18 protein-coding genes are annotated in these 15,351 nt (G+C 38.6%); 8 read left to right on the top strand and 10 right to left on the bottom strand.

The window, feature by feature from the left end:
• Positions 1–297: 297 nt before the first annotated feature.
• The gene (locus tag RMX89_RS16460) at positions 298–675 is read right to left on the bottom strand and encodes a hypothetical protein (protein ID WP_322689640.1); all 378 of its coding nucleotides are present in this window, start codon (positions 673–675) and stop codon (positions 298–300) included.
• Positions 676–1,111: 436 nt separating this feature from the next.
• On the opposite strand from RMX89_RS16460, the gene RMX89_RS16455 reads away from it, so the two are divergent.
• Positions 1,112–3,652 carry a hypothetical protein gene (locus RMX89_RS16455; protein ID WP_322689639.1) on the top strand — a complete coding sequence of 847 codons (2,541 nt, stop codon included), beginning with the start codon at positions 1,112–1,114 and terminating at the stop codon, positions 3,650–3,652.
• A gap of 163 nt (positions 3,653–3,815) precedes the next feature.
• On the opposite strand, the gene RMX89_RS16450 is transcribed toward RMX89_RS16455, so the two are convergent.
• Complete coding sequence (locus RMX89_RS16450) at positions 3,816–4,142, bottom strand: helix-turn-helix domain-containing protein (RefSeq protein WP_322689638.1); 327 nt, start codon at positions 4,140–4,142, stop codon at positions 3,816–3,818.
• Positions 4,143–4,576: 434 nt separating this feature from the next.
• Here RMX89_RS16450 and RMX89_RS16445 point away from each other — a divergent pair, with 434 nt between their 5' ends.
• Together RMX89_RS16445 and RMX89_RS16440 are read left to right on the top strand one after the other, a co-directional pair.
• Complete coding sequence (locus RMX89_RS16445; protein ID WP_322689637.1) at positions 4,577–5,302, top strand: helix-turn-helix domain-containing protein; 726 nt, start codon at positions 4,577–4,579, stop codon at positions 5,300–5,302.
• 16 nt (positions 5,303–5,318) lie between these two features.
• Positions 5,319–5,549 carry a hypothetical protein gene (locus RMX89_RS16440; RefSeq protein WP_322689636.1) on the top strand — a complete coding sequence of 77 codons (231 nt, stop codon included), beginning with the start codon at positions 5,319–5,321 and terminating at the stop codon, positions 5,547–5,549.
• On the opposite strand, the gene RMX89_RS16435 is transcribed toward RMX89_RS16440, so the two are convergent.
• The 5 genes from RMX89_RS16435 to trmB form a co-directional block, all read right to left on the bottom strand.
• Complete coding sequence (locus tag RMX89_RS16435; protein WP_322689635.1) at positions 5,523–5,795, bottom strand: hypothetical protein; 273 nt, start codon at positions 5,793–5,795, stop codon at positions 5,523–5,525. The two genes, RMX89_RS16440 and RMX89_RS16435, sit on opposite strands and share 27 nt — an antisense overlap.
• 58 nt (positions 5,796–5,853) lie before the next feature.
• Positions 5,854–6,075: a hypothetical protein gene (locus RMX89_RS16430; RefSeq protein WP_322685357.1), complete on the bottom strand. Its 222-nt coding sequence runs from the start codon at positions 6,073–6,075 to the stop codon at positions 5,854–5,856.
• Positions 6,076–6,117: 42 nt separating this feature from the next.
• Positions 6,118–6,555 (bottom strand): nitrogen fixation protein, encoded by a 438-nt coding sequence (locus tag RMX89_RS16425; protein ID WP_322689634.1) that lies wholly within the window; start codon positions 6,553–6,555, stop codon positions 6,118–6,120.
• 149 nt (positions 6,556–6,704) lie between these two features.
• On the bottom strand, positions 6,705–6,992 hold the full coding sequence (locus RMX89_RS16420; protein WP_322673267.1) for a hypothetical protein: 288 nt from the start codon (positions 6,990–6,992) through the stop codon (positions 6,705–6,707).
• Positions 6,993–7,389: 397 nt separating this feature from the next.
• The gene (gene trmB, locus RMX89_RS16415; RefSeq protein WP_322673266.1) at positions 7,390–8,037 is read right to left on the bottom strand and encodes a tRNA (guanosine(46)-N7)-methyltransferase TrmB; all 648 of its coding nucleotides are present in this window, start codon (positions 8,035–8,037) and stop codon (positions 7,390–7,392) included.
• Between the two features lie 397 nt (positions 8,038–8,434).
• On the opposite strand from trmB, the gene RMX89_RS16410 reads away from it, so the two are divergent.
• From RMX89_RS16410 to RMX89_RS16400, 3 genes are all read left to right on the top strand, one after another.
• Positions 8,435–9,163 (top strand): MotA/TolQ/ExbB proton channel family protein, encoded by a 729-nt coding sequence (locus RMX89_RS16410; protein ID WP_322673265.1) that lies wholly within the window; start codon positions 8,435–8,437, stop codon positions 9,161–9,163.
• Between the two features lie 42 nt (positions 9,164–9,205).
• A complete protein-coding gene (locus tag RMX89_RS16405) occupies positions 9,206–9,898 on the top strand; it encodes an ExbD/TolR family protein (RefSeq protein ID WP_322673264.1) in 693 nt (230 codons plus the stop codon).
• A 446-nt stretch (positions 9,899–10,344) separates the two neighbouring features.
• Complete coding sequence (locus RMX89_RS16400; protein WP_289798955.1) at positions 10,345–10,707, top strand: phage holin family protein; 363 nt, start codon at positions 10,345–10,347, stop codon at positions 10,705–10,707.
• 75 nt (positions 10,708–10,782) lie between these two features.
• Here the strand turns inward: RMX89_RS16400 and psb29 are convergent, their stop codons facing one another.
• On the bottom strand, positions 10,783–11,490 hold the full coding sequence (psb29, locus tag RMX89_RS16395) for a photosystem II biogenesis protein Psp29 (protein WP_322673263.1): 708 nt from the start codon (positions 11,488–11,490) through the stop codon (positions 10,783–10,785).
• Between the two features lie 209 nt (positions 11,491–11,699).
• On the opposite strand from psb29, the gene RMX89_RS16390 reads away from it, so the two are divergent.
• A complete protein-coding gene (locus RMX89_RS16390; RefSeq protein ID WP_322689633.1) occupies positions 11,700–12,305 on the top strand; it encodes a chromophore lyase CpcT/CpeT in 606 nt (201 codons plus the stop codon).
• 90 nt (positions 12,306–12,395) lie between these two features.
• On the opposite strand, the gene RMX89_RS16385 is transcribed toward RMX89_RS16390, so the two are convergent.
• Together RMX89_RS16385 and hemF are read right to left on the bottom strand one after the other, a co-directional pair.
• The gene (locus RMX89_RS16385; protein ID WP_094351701.1) at positions 12,396–12,764 is read right to left on the bottom strand and encodes an STAS domain-containing protein; all 369 of its coding nucleotides are present in this window, start codon (positions 12,762–12,764) and stop codon (positions 12,396–12,398) included.
• A gap of 261 nt (positions 12,765–13,025) precedes the next feature.
• Entirely contained in the window at positions 13,026–14,066 is a 1,041-nt protein-coding gene (gene hemF, locus RMX89_RS16380) for an oxygen-dependent coproporphyrinogen oxidase (RefSeq protein ID WP_322689632.1), read from the bottom strand.
• 447 nt (positions 14,067–14,513) lie between these two features.
• Between hemF and RMX89_RS16375 the strand changes: the two genes are divergently transcribed.
• A complete protein-coding gene (locus RMX89_RS16375; RefSeq protein WP_322673260.1) occupies positions 14,514–15,038 on the top strand; it encodes an SRPBCC family protein in 525 nt (174 codons plus the stop codon).
• The last annotated feature ends 313 nt before the right edge of the window (positions 15,039–15,351 follow it).

The raw sequence follows: 15,351 nt of genomic DNA, 5'->3' as shown, positions 1-15,351 counted from the left end.
TTTTTCTTTTAATCCTTTTATTCAGAATACTCGGAAAGTGACAGAAGAGGGATACTAAATAATTAAACTGTTATAACAGGTTGAATAAAAACCCTCACAACTTATGCTGCAAGGGCAATTGAGCTATTTTTAATTTGTGCTAGCACACTAGCAGTGTAGGAAGCTATAAGCGACTGGTGTCAGAAGAACAAAGCGCAGCTGGTGCAAAAGAGATTGAAGGAAGCAGCGATTAATCGATGCCATATTTCTCGTCTCATTAGAACAGAAGCTCCACTTTCCTGTCACGAATATCTCTAATTAATTGCGAACTGCGGCAACGATAGTGTTGTCATCCTTCCTCGTAAACTCACCGCAGTAAGCCCAGTTGATGTAGCCACCATCGCCATTTCTTACAAATTCAAACGGTTTCCCCTTGGGTGAGCGGTATCTTTCGTATCCAATTATTCCATTACTCACGCGTAGCTCCAAATGTTCGTGTGTAACGTAATTACCCGATATTTTACCTCCATTATGAGATATGACAACATTATCGTCAGGATATTGTGCTACAGATTGCATGGTGAACTTTTCACGTTCTCTCTTATCGTGTTCAAAGCTTATAGCCAACTCGGCTATCGAATTTCCGAGTTGTGCAGCATGTATACCAAAACCTGGATTTGATCGAACATCTGCCATCGTAAAATCTCCTATTAGTAGCGAAATTGCGTTGCTCCATGTTCCCTTTTAAAAGGTGAAGCGGACGATGAACCGAATGGCACTAAGAAAAGATGAAACCTCGCCAGGGCAGGGTGTTGGGGGTAGGGTGTAGGGTTTAGGGTTTGAGACAATTTGAATGCCAGTACATCAAGGAGTTCAACATCTTCTTAATTCCCCACACCCAAAAGCTAGGAATAGCAGGGATTTACGCTTTTCTTAGTGCCATTCGACGATGAACCCTTGTGATATTAACGATTGCCAAACCATTCCTTAAATTTGTTATTGGCAGCTTCCTTATGCTCTGGGGTTACATATAGCTCAACTGTCAAAAGGGCAGAGGTTAAAACCCCAAAATCATCTGTAAATCCAATGCCAGGCACTACTTTAAATAAGTATTTATTGGGAAAACAGAACAATGGAAGATGAAACAAGTTACGAGCAAAAACAAAAAAAGTACAAAGCTGAAGATACACGTTACTGGAAGCAGCTGCATCAAGAATTAGAACAGATTAAAGAAGAACTTAAGTCCACCAATGTGGAACTCGCTCAGGGTTTAGGGATTAGCCGACAATCGTTATTTTTATTTTTAAATCAACCAGAGAAAGGATTACCAATTTATAGATCAAACCTTTTACAGCTATGGGATTTTTTAACTGAATCTAAGCAAATTAAATCTTTAAAAGATAAAAAAAATTCAGATTTAGCAATAAAAAAGCGTGAGCAGTTAAGAAAAGATGGCCCAGAAAAAATACTTAGATCAGCTGGATTTTTAACTACTGATGAGCAGCCGTGTTTAGTCGTTGATTCTAGGAAATCTGATCTAATAAAAAGTATTGTAAGTAGACTTGAACATTCAAAATTTAATGATTATACCAAGTTTAGTAGTCTCATAGATGATATTAAAAATAAAATTGCTGAAATTAGTTCTCCTCAAAATAAAGGAGAGGATAAAAATTTAAATGACAAAGATGATAAGTGGCTTGATGAATGGATTTATCAAACATTAGAACAACCTGATGATGAAGTTTTAAATAAATTCAAGAGTGTAATTGATAAGTATAGATCATTAGGTAAAACTAAGTTTTTTCACAGAGAACTTTATGAGTTATACATGACTATAAATGATAATCAAATGTTTTTTAGTAAAATAAATAATTCATTAAAAATCCAAATAATTGATTGTGATTTTACTACATTAACGTTTGAAATAAAAAAATATTTCCTTCAATCCTCAACTTCAGCAAAAATCAGAAACAGCTTAAAGGATAAAATAGTTAAAATCCAATTGGACGGTAATAAATATTTAGGACAAAATATTAAGTCTTCTCCTGTGATAAAAACCTTGATAAAAGGTTACTTTGAAGAGTCAAAAATAGATATAAAATGGGACTTTATTTCTTCTGCAACTCATATTGATAACCTATTGGCTGCCGTTGAATATGGAATGGGTTACAGATCACTAATAGAACTAAATGATTTTTCTATAAAAGCCTTAGAAAGAAAATATCATAGTTTAGCAAAAATTGTAGTTGGATTTAGTGAAGTTAAAAATCCTTCTAAAATATATCAAGGTTGCTGGGTTGATTATAATGCTATCCTTGGTATGCTACAGGCAGTCGTTAATGCAGTAACAAATTGGTTATCTTTAGAGCTTATAGAAAAAGATGAACCTCGTAAAAATTATTGCAAGATTTGTCAAGAGATATTTCAAATTAGGTATGAGTCTGCTTCGGTTATAAGAACACTGGATGAATATTATTTTTTAGGAAACGCTATTTCTAAATCTGAGAAGATAATTGGTACAATTGAGCAGGTAATAGAAAAGTATTTCAAAGAAGAAATATTACCATTTAGTTATTTAAAAGAATATTTAAAGCAAAAAATTTACGAAACTAAACTAGTATTAGTATATGCAGCATTGCTACAAGGCAATTTAAACAAAGCAACAGCTTATTTATATAGTAATACTGATTACGAAAATAATATATACCAGCCAATTGTTGTTTTATATAATTCTGCTGACATAACTTATAAATTTCTCTCAGGACAACAATCTTTTTTGAATGACAATAAATGGCGAAATCAATTAGAGAAGATACGGGAAAAGTTATGTAAGTATATAAAAGATGAAACTGGATTTATAAGAGATGAAAATTTTAATGGTTCCATTGATCTTGTTGAGTACCGTTCTGCATCAGAAATTTTTGGAAATACTGGTAGGATAGAATTCTATTTATCTACAAAGGATAATCGTCAAAATTTTGAAAAACAAGCTATTGATAATTTCTTGTTAGCTGCATATTATGCATCAAAAATTGGACAAAAGCAGCGGACTAGTCACTGGTTATTGATGGCCAGTCGTGCTTATTGTAGATTGAATAGAAAAGATGAAGCAGAAGCACTTATTGAAATTGCTAAAAACATTTTAGAGGAATCTATTTTAGATGAACCTTTTGCTGTACATGAAGATACAGAAAAAAAAGATAGTGTTACGTACAAAAAATCACTAAAATTCGAGATTCAATTAGCAAATGGAGAGTTATTCCTACTTGAGGGAAATGCTGATGACGCTCTATCATATTTTTTAGAATCTCTTAAAGGAGCTATTTATTTAGGATTTGCATTATTAATTGCTGATAGCCTATACAATATTTACAGATCAGCTATAAAACTGAGTAAAGATGTTTTTTCTGAAAAATTTCAAAAGGTTTTTCCTAAAAATGAACCAGGACAAGACCAAAATGATAATCAAATAGTGGTAGACGTTCTTCGCTTCTTAAAGGATGAATCGAAGCAGTTAAATTCAGAAGAGTATAAACATGAAGCTCAATCTATATGGAACACGTGGTTTAAGAACTCGCCATTTCATGAAAAGCCTGTTCCTGTTCATGAGCAACATGTTGTTGCAAAAATGATGGAAAGTGATAGCTTTCTTGAAAGGATGGCTGAAAACTAAAAAATTGTTAACAAGTTTATCCCAAAAGTTGTTAACTAGTTTATCTCGTGAGGATAGGCAATCGCACTCCTTCATAAGTGATAAACATCCCTAATACCAATTCTTTATGAAGCTGCGCTAAATAAAGCTTCAAGGATAAAGTCGTAAGAAGTGAGAGAGGCAATCATGGAAGGTGTAATTTCTTTGAGGACATCAGTTGTTTCAAGCGTTCTAAGTCTGAACCACTGATAATCGGAACTTCTCCGGGTGCATGTTTGACGAACAACAAGCCCTTTTTTCGTTCATCTTTATACTTTCTTACCCAACGAGTTATGGTTGCTTCATCACGCCCTAAGCGTTCTGCCAACGATTGCCTGCTGCTGACTTGACCACTTTTGACCCAATAAAGCATTTGCAATCTTTCTTTGTTGCTTGCCGTTGTCGCATGTTTGAGAGCTGTCTCTAATTCTTCTTGGCTTTCTGATATCTCGATTCGGAATGGACGACTCATCACAAAATTACTCAATGCACCCATCTATATAGTTTGACGCAGGGTAAGCGCATCTTTATACAGAATTGGTATTACGTGTGCGATCTTTCAAACGAATTTTCATCTGTGGTAATGGCGACTCCGTTATCACTTTTTTATCTGCTCAGAATAAATTTATATTTACAAAAAGTTTACTAAAATTTAACGACTGTTTTCGGAATTTACAAATTGGATTTGTAGCCTAATATAGGCTTACAAAAGGAATGTTTAAAAACTGTTGTCAAACATATTACTTAACTCAATTATTTATTGCATAAAATAAAAAATAAATCGTAATAAGTATTACATCTGCAAAAAAATTAGCTTTTGCAATATCTCTAGAAGTAGGATATTGCAAAATTCTGCATCGTTTAGAAAACATTTGTGTGTCCACAAATCTAGTTAATTATACGTATATGTCGGACTGCCAAAGTAAAATTGAAACAAGATACATAAAAGGAACTAACAGTAAGTATTTAACATCATTTCAACGGAAATTACTGTTAGCAAGTTTGGAAAAAACTTTACCCGAATCTTACCAACAACGTATTGAAATCATGTTGTTGGCAGATGAGGGAAAAACCCAAACTGAAATTTGTCAAATTTTGGGGTGTTGTCCAGCAACAGCAAGGCATTGGATGCACATAGCCCGAACAGGGATGGCGCACCAATGGCAAGATTGCCCTATTGGTCGCCCGAAGGCAATAAATGACGAGTATTTAGAACGTTTGAAAGAACTGATTAAAAGTAGTCCCCGCGATCATGGGTATTCTTTTAGGCGATGGACAACAAACTGGCTGGGGAAACATCTAGCGAAAGAATTTGGGATTGAGGTAAGCGATCGCCATATCAAACGACTGCTCAAACAGATGGGATTATCCACACTACCAAAACCCAGCAATTTTGAACAAAACAGCACTGAACAGACTCAAGGTTCCAAAATTTTGATTAATGACCTGAAATCGGCAGTTATTCCTGATAATCCCGAATTTTTATCTATTAACTTTGCAAAATTAGCAAAAGATGTAGACATTCATGGCGCAAGATATATTAGCTCAGTTAGTGACTCTACAACAGTTCAACAAAATTCTGGGGCATTCTCTTTCGACAGAGGAATTTCAACACTATCTTCAACAAGTTAAATTTATCAACCCGAAAGTGGGCAAATTCTGGCAAGGAACTGCTGTTCAACCAGGAATCTATATTGCGATCGCAGCTCCTAATACCAAAGAAACAATCCTGCGCTCCATCGACCTAATGATTACTCTCAAGCGCCATATGCGTCCCGGCACTCAACTGTTTCTCCACACAAGAGAAGGGCAAGTCCGCCTACTTATCCCAGAACTAGAAGGCGTTACACTATTACCTAATTCTGCGATCGCCTGGTAAAGTAACTAATAAATTAAAGTTTTTAGCTGTAAGTAATTCTACCTTAATCGGTGGTTGTTCTAACTGATTACATAATCCCTGTTCAATTAAATAATCGACAATATATGATAGTTTAAGACAAATGTCATAATTTTTAAATTTATCAACCAATTTTGATGTAGAGAAAATTGTGGTAGTTAAGTTACTACCACAACCTGTTTTTGCAAGGATTATTAAAACTAGTACCGCACCTTGGAAATAAATCATCCATTCCAAAGTAATCAAATATCTGCGGTATATAAATTACAAATTACACCCAGCAGTACTAACCCAGTAGATAGCCGCCTAATAAAATTATCGCATCTCTCACATCTGTTGCTACTCCACTACCCGTAATGTTTTTCTGTTCTTCTTCAGACAGTTCTGAGAGTGAGTTTTGTTCTAAAACTTGTTTTCGTCTTGCAGATGCATTCACAACAGCTTCTTCAATCAAGTTCGTAATTTCAATTTGACTTGTGAGATATTTGTGATGAATGTTCATTGACATGATATTCTTCTTAAATTACTTAAATAAACTTTGTAGCTTTGTTTAGCCAACAGTCGGTGTCGCCACCTTAACTAGTAGTTCAGAGGGATTGTAGTTATCTGTAATAACTTGTGGACAACGCATACAAGCTGCCTTACCTTCTTGTTGCCACCACTGACAATCTCGGCGTATGGAACAAGGTGGTAAATCCTCTACTACCTTTGGCAAGTTTTCTACAACTCGCATTGCCAGACGACAATCTTTACCATCAAAATGTTGACAACCCTTAGTTGCACAGGGTGCAGCCGTCCGAAAAATTTCAGTGGGTGTTACTGGACTAGCCTTTGCTATTAGTTCATCTGTGACAGGTTGGGGGTGCTTAAGATAAGCTACGCGGGGTTCTGTGACTGTGCCACCAACGACGCCGAAAACAACACTGTCTTGCCATTCTGGTCTTGCACTAGGGCAAAGTGTAGTCTTTTCAGTAGCGATGTCTTCCATAAATTGAACCTATAGTGAATTGTATTTTTAAGCTGATGGAGATTGACAGCTAATTTTGGGTCGGACTCTTCTCCATCAACCTAAATAAGCAAATTAAATGTCCAAGAGTTTAATACTGATTGGTCATTTCAAAGACTTGTGCTTTCAGATCAAGAGATCAAGTTCTGGTCTTGTGCAATTAGTCCACAAATAATCGGTTTTATCACAAGAATATCATTAGTCGGTTTTACACTAATACCACCTGCAATGGTTGGATTCAATGTTGTAACCGTTGTAAAACCACCTGCAACGTTTGCCATTTCTTCATCAGACAGAGTTAGCAAAGCATCTTCTGAATCCTGATTTGGGTTTCGTCGTACTAGTGCATTGCTAACAGCATTATCAATCAGATTGCTAATGTCCAATTGAAAATCTGAATTCTTTTTATTCCTTTTCATTGTGATTTTCCTCTGAATATATAACTAGATATAGGCGGAATCACTAAGGACTGCAATTACCTAATCTGTATACATTTTAAGCATAGTAATAATGATTTAATTATGTTTTGAAAATTTATAAGTAGATATAAATAAACCTTTTATGTCACTAAACAATAACTTGAAAGTTTTACTTATAACTATTTATTGATAAAGTTTATATCTCTATCAATCACTTCAACTGCAGAGTTGTGGCCATTAATAAAACATTTATGTCCCAAAAAATTTTCTAATCTTGGGCAATGTTTAATAAAAAGATAATAAGCAATACTTAAGTAATATTAACAAATATTTATAAGGCTGCTCAATAAAACTTCAAATTCAAAATTGGGAAATAGAGTTGGTATTATAAACATCTCTATTCTGTAGTTTTCACTCTTTCAAACAAAGCCCGATAAATAGGTTCACCTTTTTTTTGCGTACCTATTTCCCTTTCTGTGGAGACTGGTAAGGGGTTTTCAGCCAACCATTCTTCTGTACCAACTTTCTGAAAAGCTGAATTAGCTGCAAAGCGATCGCGCATTTCCACAGCCACAAATTCCATATCTGATTGCAAAAATACCAACCCTCCAACCGCAAGATACTTAGCTAAGTCTGCCACTAGTTCTGGTTGGACTACACGACGTTTAGCGTGGCGGGTTTTAAACCAAGGATCGGGAAATTGAATAGTGACGCGTTGTAAACTTTCTGGAGGCAGGGAAGATAAAAGTGAGTGCAATGAGTTATTCACGTTGCAAAATAAATAGTGCAGGTTTGTTAAACCTAATTCAGAACGTAACTTATTCGCCTCCACCACCAGCGGTTCTCGAATTTCCAAGCCGAGAAAATTCCAGTTAGATTCTATCTTGGCCATATTCAACAAAAACAGTCCCTTAGCGCAGCCAATATCTAAATGTAGTGGTTGATTTGGCTTTGCATAAATTTCTTCCAAGTCTTGGGGACTTGCTGGTGTTTGATACTTTTTACCAAGTGGATTAACATGCTGGCGGACTCGGACTGCTGCCAAAATTTTTCTCCTTTACGTGAAAATATCCTGTAATCAAATTTCAGGTTATATCAATTTAAAAAATGTTTGCGACCAGATGCCCACGCTTACTGACGCACACCCTCCCCAAAGCCTTATAGAGGGTTGGGTAAGGTCTTATCTATGTATTGCATTCTTTTTTCAAATTGGTATTACAAGGAAGTCTAGCAAAAGTATGCCAAAAATTACCGGTCTATGATTCGATTGCCTACCCAGCAGCAAATTAGTACAGCAGTCTCAGTCAAATACATGATCCTTGCACTGTTTTTTTAGGTTTTCGAGAAATTTATATTTTGGAAGTCCCTCATTTTGCATTAATCTCTAGAATTAAAATGCCTTAATACATTTGCTTTAGTCCTGGAGGGAGGAAATTTAAACAGTGGATATTTTAGATTTGTTTTACAAGGGTGGGCCAGCTATGTGGCCTTTACTCATTTTGTCGATTCTGGCTTTGAGCGTCATTTTCGAGCGTATGTGGTTCTGGTTGCGAATTTTGACTCAGGAAAAGCAAATAGTCGATCGCGTCTTAGATGCTGCCCAGGATAATTGGGAAGTAGCTGCGGACATGGCTAGACTTGCAAGCCATCAGCCTGTCGGGCGTTTTCTCTACGCCCCTCTACGTTTTGCCAAAACTGATGCGGAAACTTTTCGACTAGCACTGGAGGCTACAGCAGAAGACGAATTAGCTGGGATGCGTAGGGGCGAAAAACTTTTAGAAGCGGTGATTGCTCTAGCGCCGTTGCTAGGATTGTTGGGTACAGTTTTGGGTTTAATCCACTCTCTGCGCTCAATTCGGATTGGCGATTTGGGAACTGAATCTACCGCTGGGGTGACTACTGGTATTGGTGAATCCTTAATTAGTACGGCAAGTGGGCTAATAGTTGCCATCATTAGTTTGGTATTTTACCGTCTATTTCAAAGTTTTGTAGTCAACCAAGTCAAAGTTTTTCGGAAGGCAGGGAATGAGATGGAATTGCTCTATCGCCAGTCTCCTCCTGACTTTAGCAATAGGACATCAGCAATTGTGCCAGAAAATTTCACTCCACCCCGCAAGCCAGGAAAGACTAGAGTTTCTGAACCTCCTGAACCCCCGAATACACCTAATTAATAGTCAATAATTCAACCCCCAAACCAGGTTTGTGAATGAGACATGAAAGTTAATCTACATACTCCAATTGAAGAAGTCCAAATTCAAATCATCCCTTTAATTGATGTCGTTTTTTGTATCCTGACATTTTTTTTATTAGCGGCTTTACAATTTACACGGCAACAGGCAATAAATGTTGATTTGCCTAAAGCCAGCCCCAGTACAGTCTCTGGAATAACGTCACAAAGTGGAAGTGTGATTGTTACCATCGATGCTGTGGGCAATACTTACATAGAAAAACAGCCTGTAAAACAGGAAGATTTGAGACAGAGTTTAAAACAGTATCTCCAAGCAAACCCTAATGCTGTTGTTGTGCTGAATGCTTCGCGCACAGCAACTTACAATGATGTGATTGAGACATTAGATTTGCTACGACAAGTAGGGGGCGATCGCGTTTCTTTGGGAATTATTCCTGGCCCATCTCAACCATCCATAAACTCGCCTAACCAGCCTACTGTCCCCTCTTTCCCAATCAATCCTGGAACTGGTGCAGTACCAGGAATCAATCCCGAAGGGAATATTACCCCAAAATTCCCCTTAGCACCTAATTCTGTGCCCTTTCCTAGCATCACTCAGCCTCCAGCTGGACAAGGCATCAGTCCTATCAATCCTGGCATTTCTCCCGTAGTTCCTAACTCACCAGCGCCTCAAGCGCCTGTAGCACCCAAACAAACCCAACCTCCTCTTAAAAGATGAGATAGGGAAAGGGGAATTGGGCATGGGGCATGGGGCATTGGGCATTGGGAAAGAGGAGACTGGAGGCAGAAGTTCTACAATGTTTGAATTTTGAATTTTGAATTTTGAATTGATTTCTCCCCCTGCTCCCCACTCCTTCTTCTCCCTTGTCCCCTTGTCCCCCATTCATCACCTCCCCTGCAAGTCTTTTCCCAAACCTAAAGATATCTAGAATAAATTTCGGCTAGATAAAAAAAAACTGCTAATTTACAAATAATTGGTTGAGCTTTAAAGATTTTTCCACCTATAGATTGAGCAATTTATCACCAATTACCATCCACATTTCATACCAAATTGGAGAAGGATGTCTAAATAGGTTAACAGATTGAAAAGCGCTTATATTAAGCGTATTTCAGTGTGTCTGAATTACGAATTACAAACTACTAATTAGTATCAGGGGTTGTGGCATGAACATCGTAACGCTTTTAATTGTTTGGGTCGTAACAGCTATCAGCTTGTTGATAATTAGTAAGTTGCCTTTGGGAGTTGAAATTGATACTCCTGGTAAAGCGTTTCTTTCTGCCGCAGTGCTTGGTATCGTGACAGCAATAGTCAGACCAATTTTAAGCCTCATTTTTGCAGTACCAAATCTACTCACATTAGACTTATTATCTGGCATTTTCACATTTATGATTGCCGTGGTTTGTTTTAGTATTGCTGCTTGGTTAGTCGAGGGCTTTCGCTTGCGTTATGGGATTTGGAGTGCTGTTATTGGGGCATTTACGCTGACTATAATTAACAGCTTAATCTACAAAATATTGGGCGTATAAAGCAAAGAGTTAGGAGTTAGGAGTTATTAACAATTCCTCACTCATAACTCCTAACTCATCACTGCCAAATTCTAACTATTCGTTGGAACTTGGAGGAGCAACTGGAGTAGTTGATTGTTGTTTACGTTGCTCGCGTTTTTTGCGATCGGCTGAGAGGATATCTGCCATCACCACTAGCGCTTGCGCCATTTTGTCTAGGTTAGAACGGTATAACTCCAAATCCTTGTTGAGTTTGTCATCAGAAAGATGCAAGCCAGCAGCGATCGCTTTTAGCGCCTCAGTGAGTTGCTTTTCGTCTTTGACTAATTCGGGATCTGACTGTTCTAATAACGAAAATACACCAATTGCGAACAAACGGTTGTATTTAAAGTTAGGATTATTGGCGATCGCTTGTAGGGTTGCTTGCAAGTCAGCATCTCTATCTAAGTAAGTAGTTTGACCCAGCCACCCAATTAAATCTTTAACTGGTAAACCTTTAGCTACAGCTTGCAATCTCTGGGCATCCTGTCGATATTGTTGCGGATCTGTTTCTATAGCCTGACATAAGGCGTTAAAAATTGATTCTTGATCCCGTTCTGGTTGATAGCCTTCCATGAAGCGATCAAAAGTAGTGACGACACCCAAGGCATAAATTGGATTGTAGCTAAAATCGATATTTACTGACAGCAGATGCATTTCCACCATCAATTCTTCTACTACCCGACGATAAATAGTGTTGATCGGACGGGTGTGAAGATTGTAGAAAGTTCGCTTTGTATCAGAGACTGTACGGACGTTATTCACAAAGAAAAAAGAAATGTTAAGGGCGACGTATCTTTATTTTCTCGCTTAAAGGCTACTTTGCCAAGTTGAGCTTTTAGCGGGTAACGGTTTCATTTACAATATATACACATTAGAAGTATTTTATAAGCTGATAGCTACAGGAGATCAGACCTTTTCTCCTAAAAAATTAGCCGAAAATTATTATCCTTAATGATTTATTTATTGTACTTATGAACTTCTCGCCACAGTTAATTGCTTTAGGTGAGTACCTAGCTGGTGAATTTGATAATCGGGAACAAGCCATAGCAGAACCAGTTTGGTATGTCCACCTCCGTCTGTGGCAAAGACCAGTTAATCTGTTCCTAGAAGATAGCATCACCTTATTTGCTGAACAGGCTAACGTTAATACCTTAGATCAACCTTATCGCCAACGAATTATCCGGTTGCGTCAAAGCAGCGACTCTGACGCAACGGTGGAAGTTCAATATTATATGCCTCAAGATCCAGGTGGATTAAAAGGCGCAGGTGATAATCCTGCTCTATTAAACACACTGACATCCGAACAATTAGATTTACTACCAGGTTGTATCCTAACAGTTACTCAGGAGGAACTAGCTGGCGATCGCTATAAGTTTACCGCTACCCCACTTCCAGAGACTCGTTGTAGCTTTACTTATCTTGGCAATAGCATCCATGTTTCTTTAGGTTTTGCAGCTACAGCGACAGAATTTCACAGCTACGACAAAGGAATCGATCCCGCAACTGGAAAAGCAACCTGGGGAGCGATTATGGGGCCTTATCGCTACACCAAGCGAAATCAGTATTCAATAAGATAAAGTTATGAATTATGAGTTATGAGTTATGAATTTTGAATTAACTCCTCACTCCTCACTCCTCACTCCTCACTCCTAACTTCTAACTGTTTTTTAGCTAGCAATGCTACGAGGTACACCTTCTAAAGCTTCCTCTTCTGTTTCAAAGATTTCAAAAACAGTATCCATCATCGTCACTTCAAACACGAGTTTGGCTTCTGGATGTACATTACAGATGCGGAAACTGCCCTTGACTTTATCAGCATCACGCATTCCAGCTACCAAAGATGTAAGACCAGAACTATCAATAAAATTTACCTGAGCCAGATTTACAACCACATGGCGACTGAGTTTGGAAATACACTCTTGTAACTTCAGGCGAAATTGCCAAGCAGTGGTGATATCCAGACGGCCTGATGGTGTCAAGACGATAACGGTGTTTCCGTCTTGGGTTGTATAAGTTTTTTGGTCTATATGAATCACTAAAGCCCTCCCCGTGGCATTCCTTTTAAGATTAACTGGTGACAGAATTTTCTAATGCTGTCACTTGAGATTAACAAGCTATAGCTAAATTTGTCACCTTTTTCGGCTAAGTGCTTAACTTTAGTAGTTATAACTCACCAAAATAGTGGAGAATAGGGCATTGGGAATAGGGCATGGGGCATGGGACATAGGGAGATGAGAAAGGTGGGGGAGATGAGGAAGTGAGGGATAAAGAATTAATAACCAATGCCCAATGCCCAATTAATGTGGTGTCCAGTTGATCCAATCTTGAGGTTTAAGGAAGGTTTTATACAACTCGGCTTCGGGGGAATTGGGTTCCGGTTGATAGCCATATTCCCAGCGCACTAAAGGAGGTAGGGACATGAGAATTGATTCGGTGCGTCCATTGGTTTGCAGACCAAAAATAGTACCTCTGTCATAAACCAAGTTAAATTCTACATACCGTCCTCGGCGGTAGAGTTGAAAATTCCGTTGGCGATCGCCATACTCTATCCCATGTCGCCGTTCTACAATTGGTACGTAAGCTGGTAAAAATGCTCTGCCACAGCCTTGTACAAAGCCAAACAAATCTTCCCAATTACGGGTTGCTGGTGTTCCCACCTGGTTGCTATAAATGGCAGCTTCCCCACTGGGATTTGGGCCGCGGTATAAAGCACCTTGGCCATCTTGGTAATCAAAAAATAGACCACCGACACCCCGTGTCTCATCACGATGCTTGAGATAGAAATATTCATCACACCAGCGCTTAAACACCGGGTAATACTCTGGGTGGTGTTGGTCGCAAGCTTGCTTTAATGTTTTGTGTAAATGTGCCGCATCTTCAGCAAAGGGGTAATAAGGTGTCAAGTCTAGACCGCCACCAAACCACCACACTGGCCCCGCTTCAAAGTAGCGATAATTGAGATGAACTGTGGGCACATAAGGATTGCGAGGATGTAATACCATTGAAGTCCCTGTGGCATAAAAGCCATGCCCTGCGGCTTCTGGGCGTTGGGTTAAAATTGAAGGTGGCAAATGGGAACCCTGAACTTCAGAAAAGTTTACACCGGCTTGTTCAAATATTGCACCATCTCGCAGTACGCGCGATCGCCCTCCCCCTCCTTCTGGGCGTTCCCAACTATCTTCATTAAATTTAGCCACACCATCTAGTTTCGCTAATGATTCGGTAATTTCGTCTTGCAGTTGTTTCATAAACTGACTGACCCTAGTCTGGGCATCAGGTGCTGGCAAAGACTTTGATGATTCTGCTTCTACAGTTGGTGTTTGCGAGTTGGTCAACATAGATTCCCGAACCTAAATTACAATTTCCAGAAAGCCACAAATTTTTCATTTTAAAATTTGAGGGAAACAAGCGCCAACAATCTAGCTTTATTTGCCCAACCCGCTTTTTTCTTCCTGGGTTAGGCATTTATCCGATTGATGGGCATCACTAGAGTTATTTTCCCTCAAATGCGTATAGGCTTGTATATTGAATTAATTTTTTTTGAAATTCTGAATTGGAATATTCTGGTATAAAGACTAAATTTTAGTCTTAAGCTTGAGGTATCAAGGATTTGACTGGTCTACTCAGAACTTTGCCATATTGCTGATGTCGGCTGTTAGGGTCTTTACCAAATCGAGGCTTGCTATGTTTAGGACATTTTTGAGAAAGTTTTAATTTAGCAATTGCTCGTAGTTGCACACCATACCAGATTTCCCAGAAAGTATCTAGGGAGGAGGATTAGGAAAATGCAAGGTTGGTTATCCAAATTCATCCACCGCAAACGTCGTCGGTTTTGCGCTTCTCTGGTGTGGACATATCGAGAGATTAGTTCTGCTTCTGTAGATGAACTGTGGCAAAAAGTGGTTGACTTAACAGATGTTTCTTGGCATCCACAACTTAAGAGTACTAATGTTCCCCACGGATTAGTACCCAAACCAGGATTAATTTTTCAAGCTGTAACACGCTTTTCGCCGATTCCCATCAGAATTTTTGTGGAACGCGTCAATCCCAGAGAGATGCTGAGTATCCGAGTGATGGCGATTCCTGGAATAGAGGAACGAGTAACTTACCAAGTAGAGTCAACGGTTTGTGGTACTTGTTTATCTTATTCTGTAACGTTACGGGGTTGGTTATCACCCCTGATTTGGTCTTTATCCCGTCCTTATGCAGACAGAGTTGCACGATCTTTAGTCGAGGCAGTAGAAAAGACGGCATTACCAGCGGTATCTGGTAATAAAAAATCCCTTAATGACAGTTGTTTTGATTTTTAGGTAGTGAGGATTGGGGAAGAAGCAAGGGAGCAGAGGAGCAGGGGGCAGGGAGATGAGGGGACAAGAGGACAAGGAGATAAACAAAACTCCTAACTCTTAACTCTTAACTCCTAACTCCTAACTCAGCACGGGCTAAACCTTATCTTTCCGCTAACAGCACTCAGCACTCCCAATGCCTAATGCCCAAAGAAAGTTAAGATTCTATTAGGTAATAATGCAATTTGCTAAGTTTTATCACGGCAGTAACAGTGATAACACTAAGCTGACCTTACTTAAGAAGGCATCCAGTTAATAGCTAAGATGTTCCCCACAA

It is taken from the genome of Nostoc sp. DedSLP04 (assembly GCF_034530775.1).
GTDB lineage: Bacteria > Cyanobacteriota > Cyanobacteriia > Cyanobacteriales > Nostocaceae > Nostoc.
This window is presented reverse-complemented; position numbering and strand designations above follow the sequence as displayed.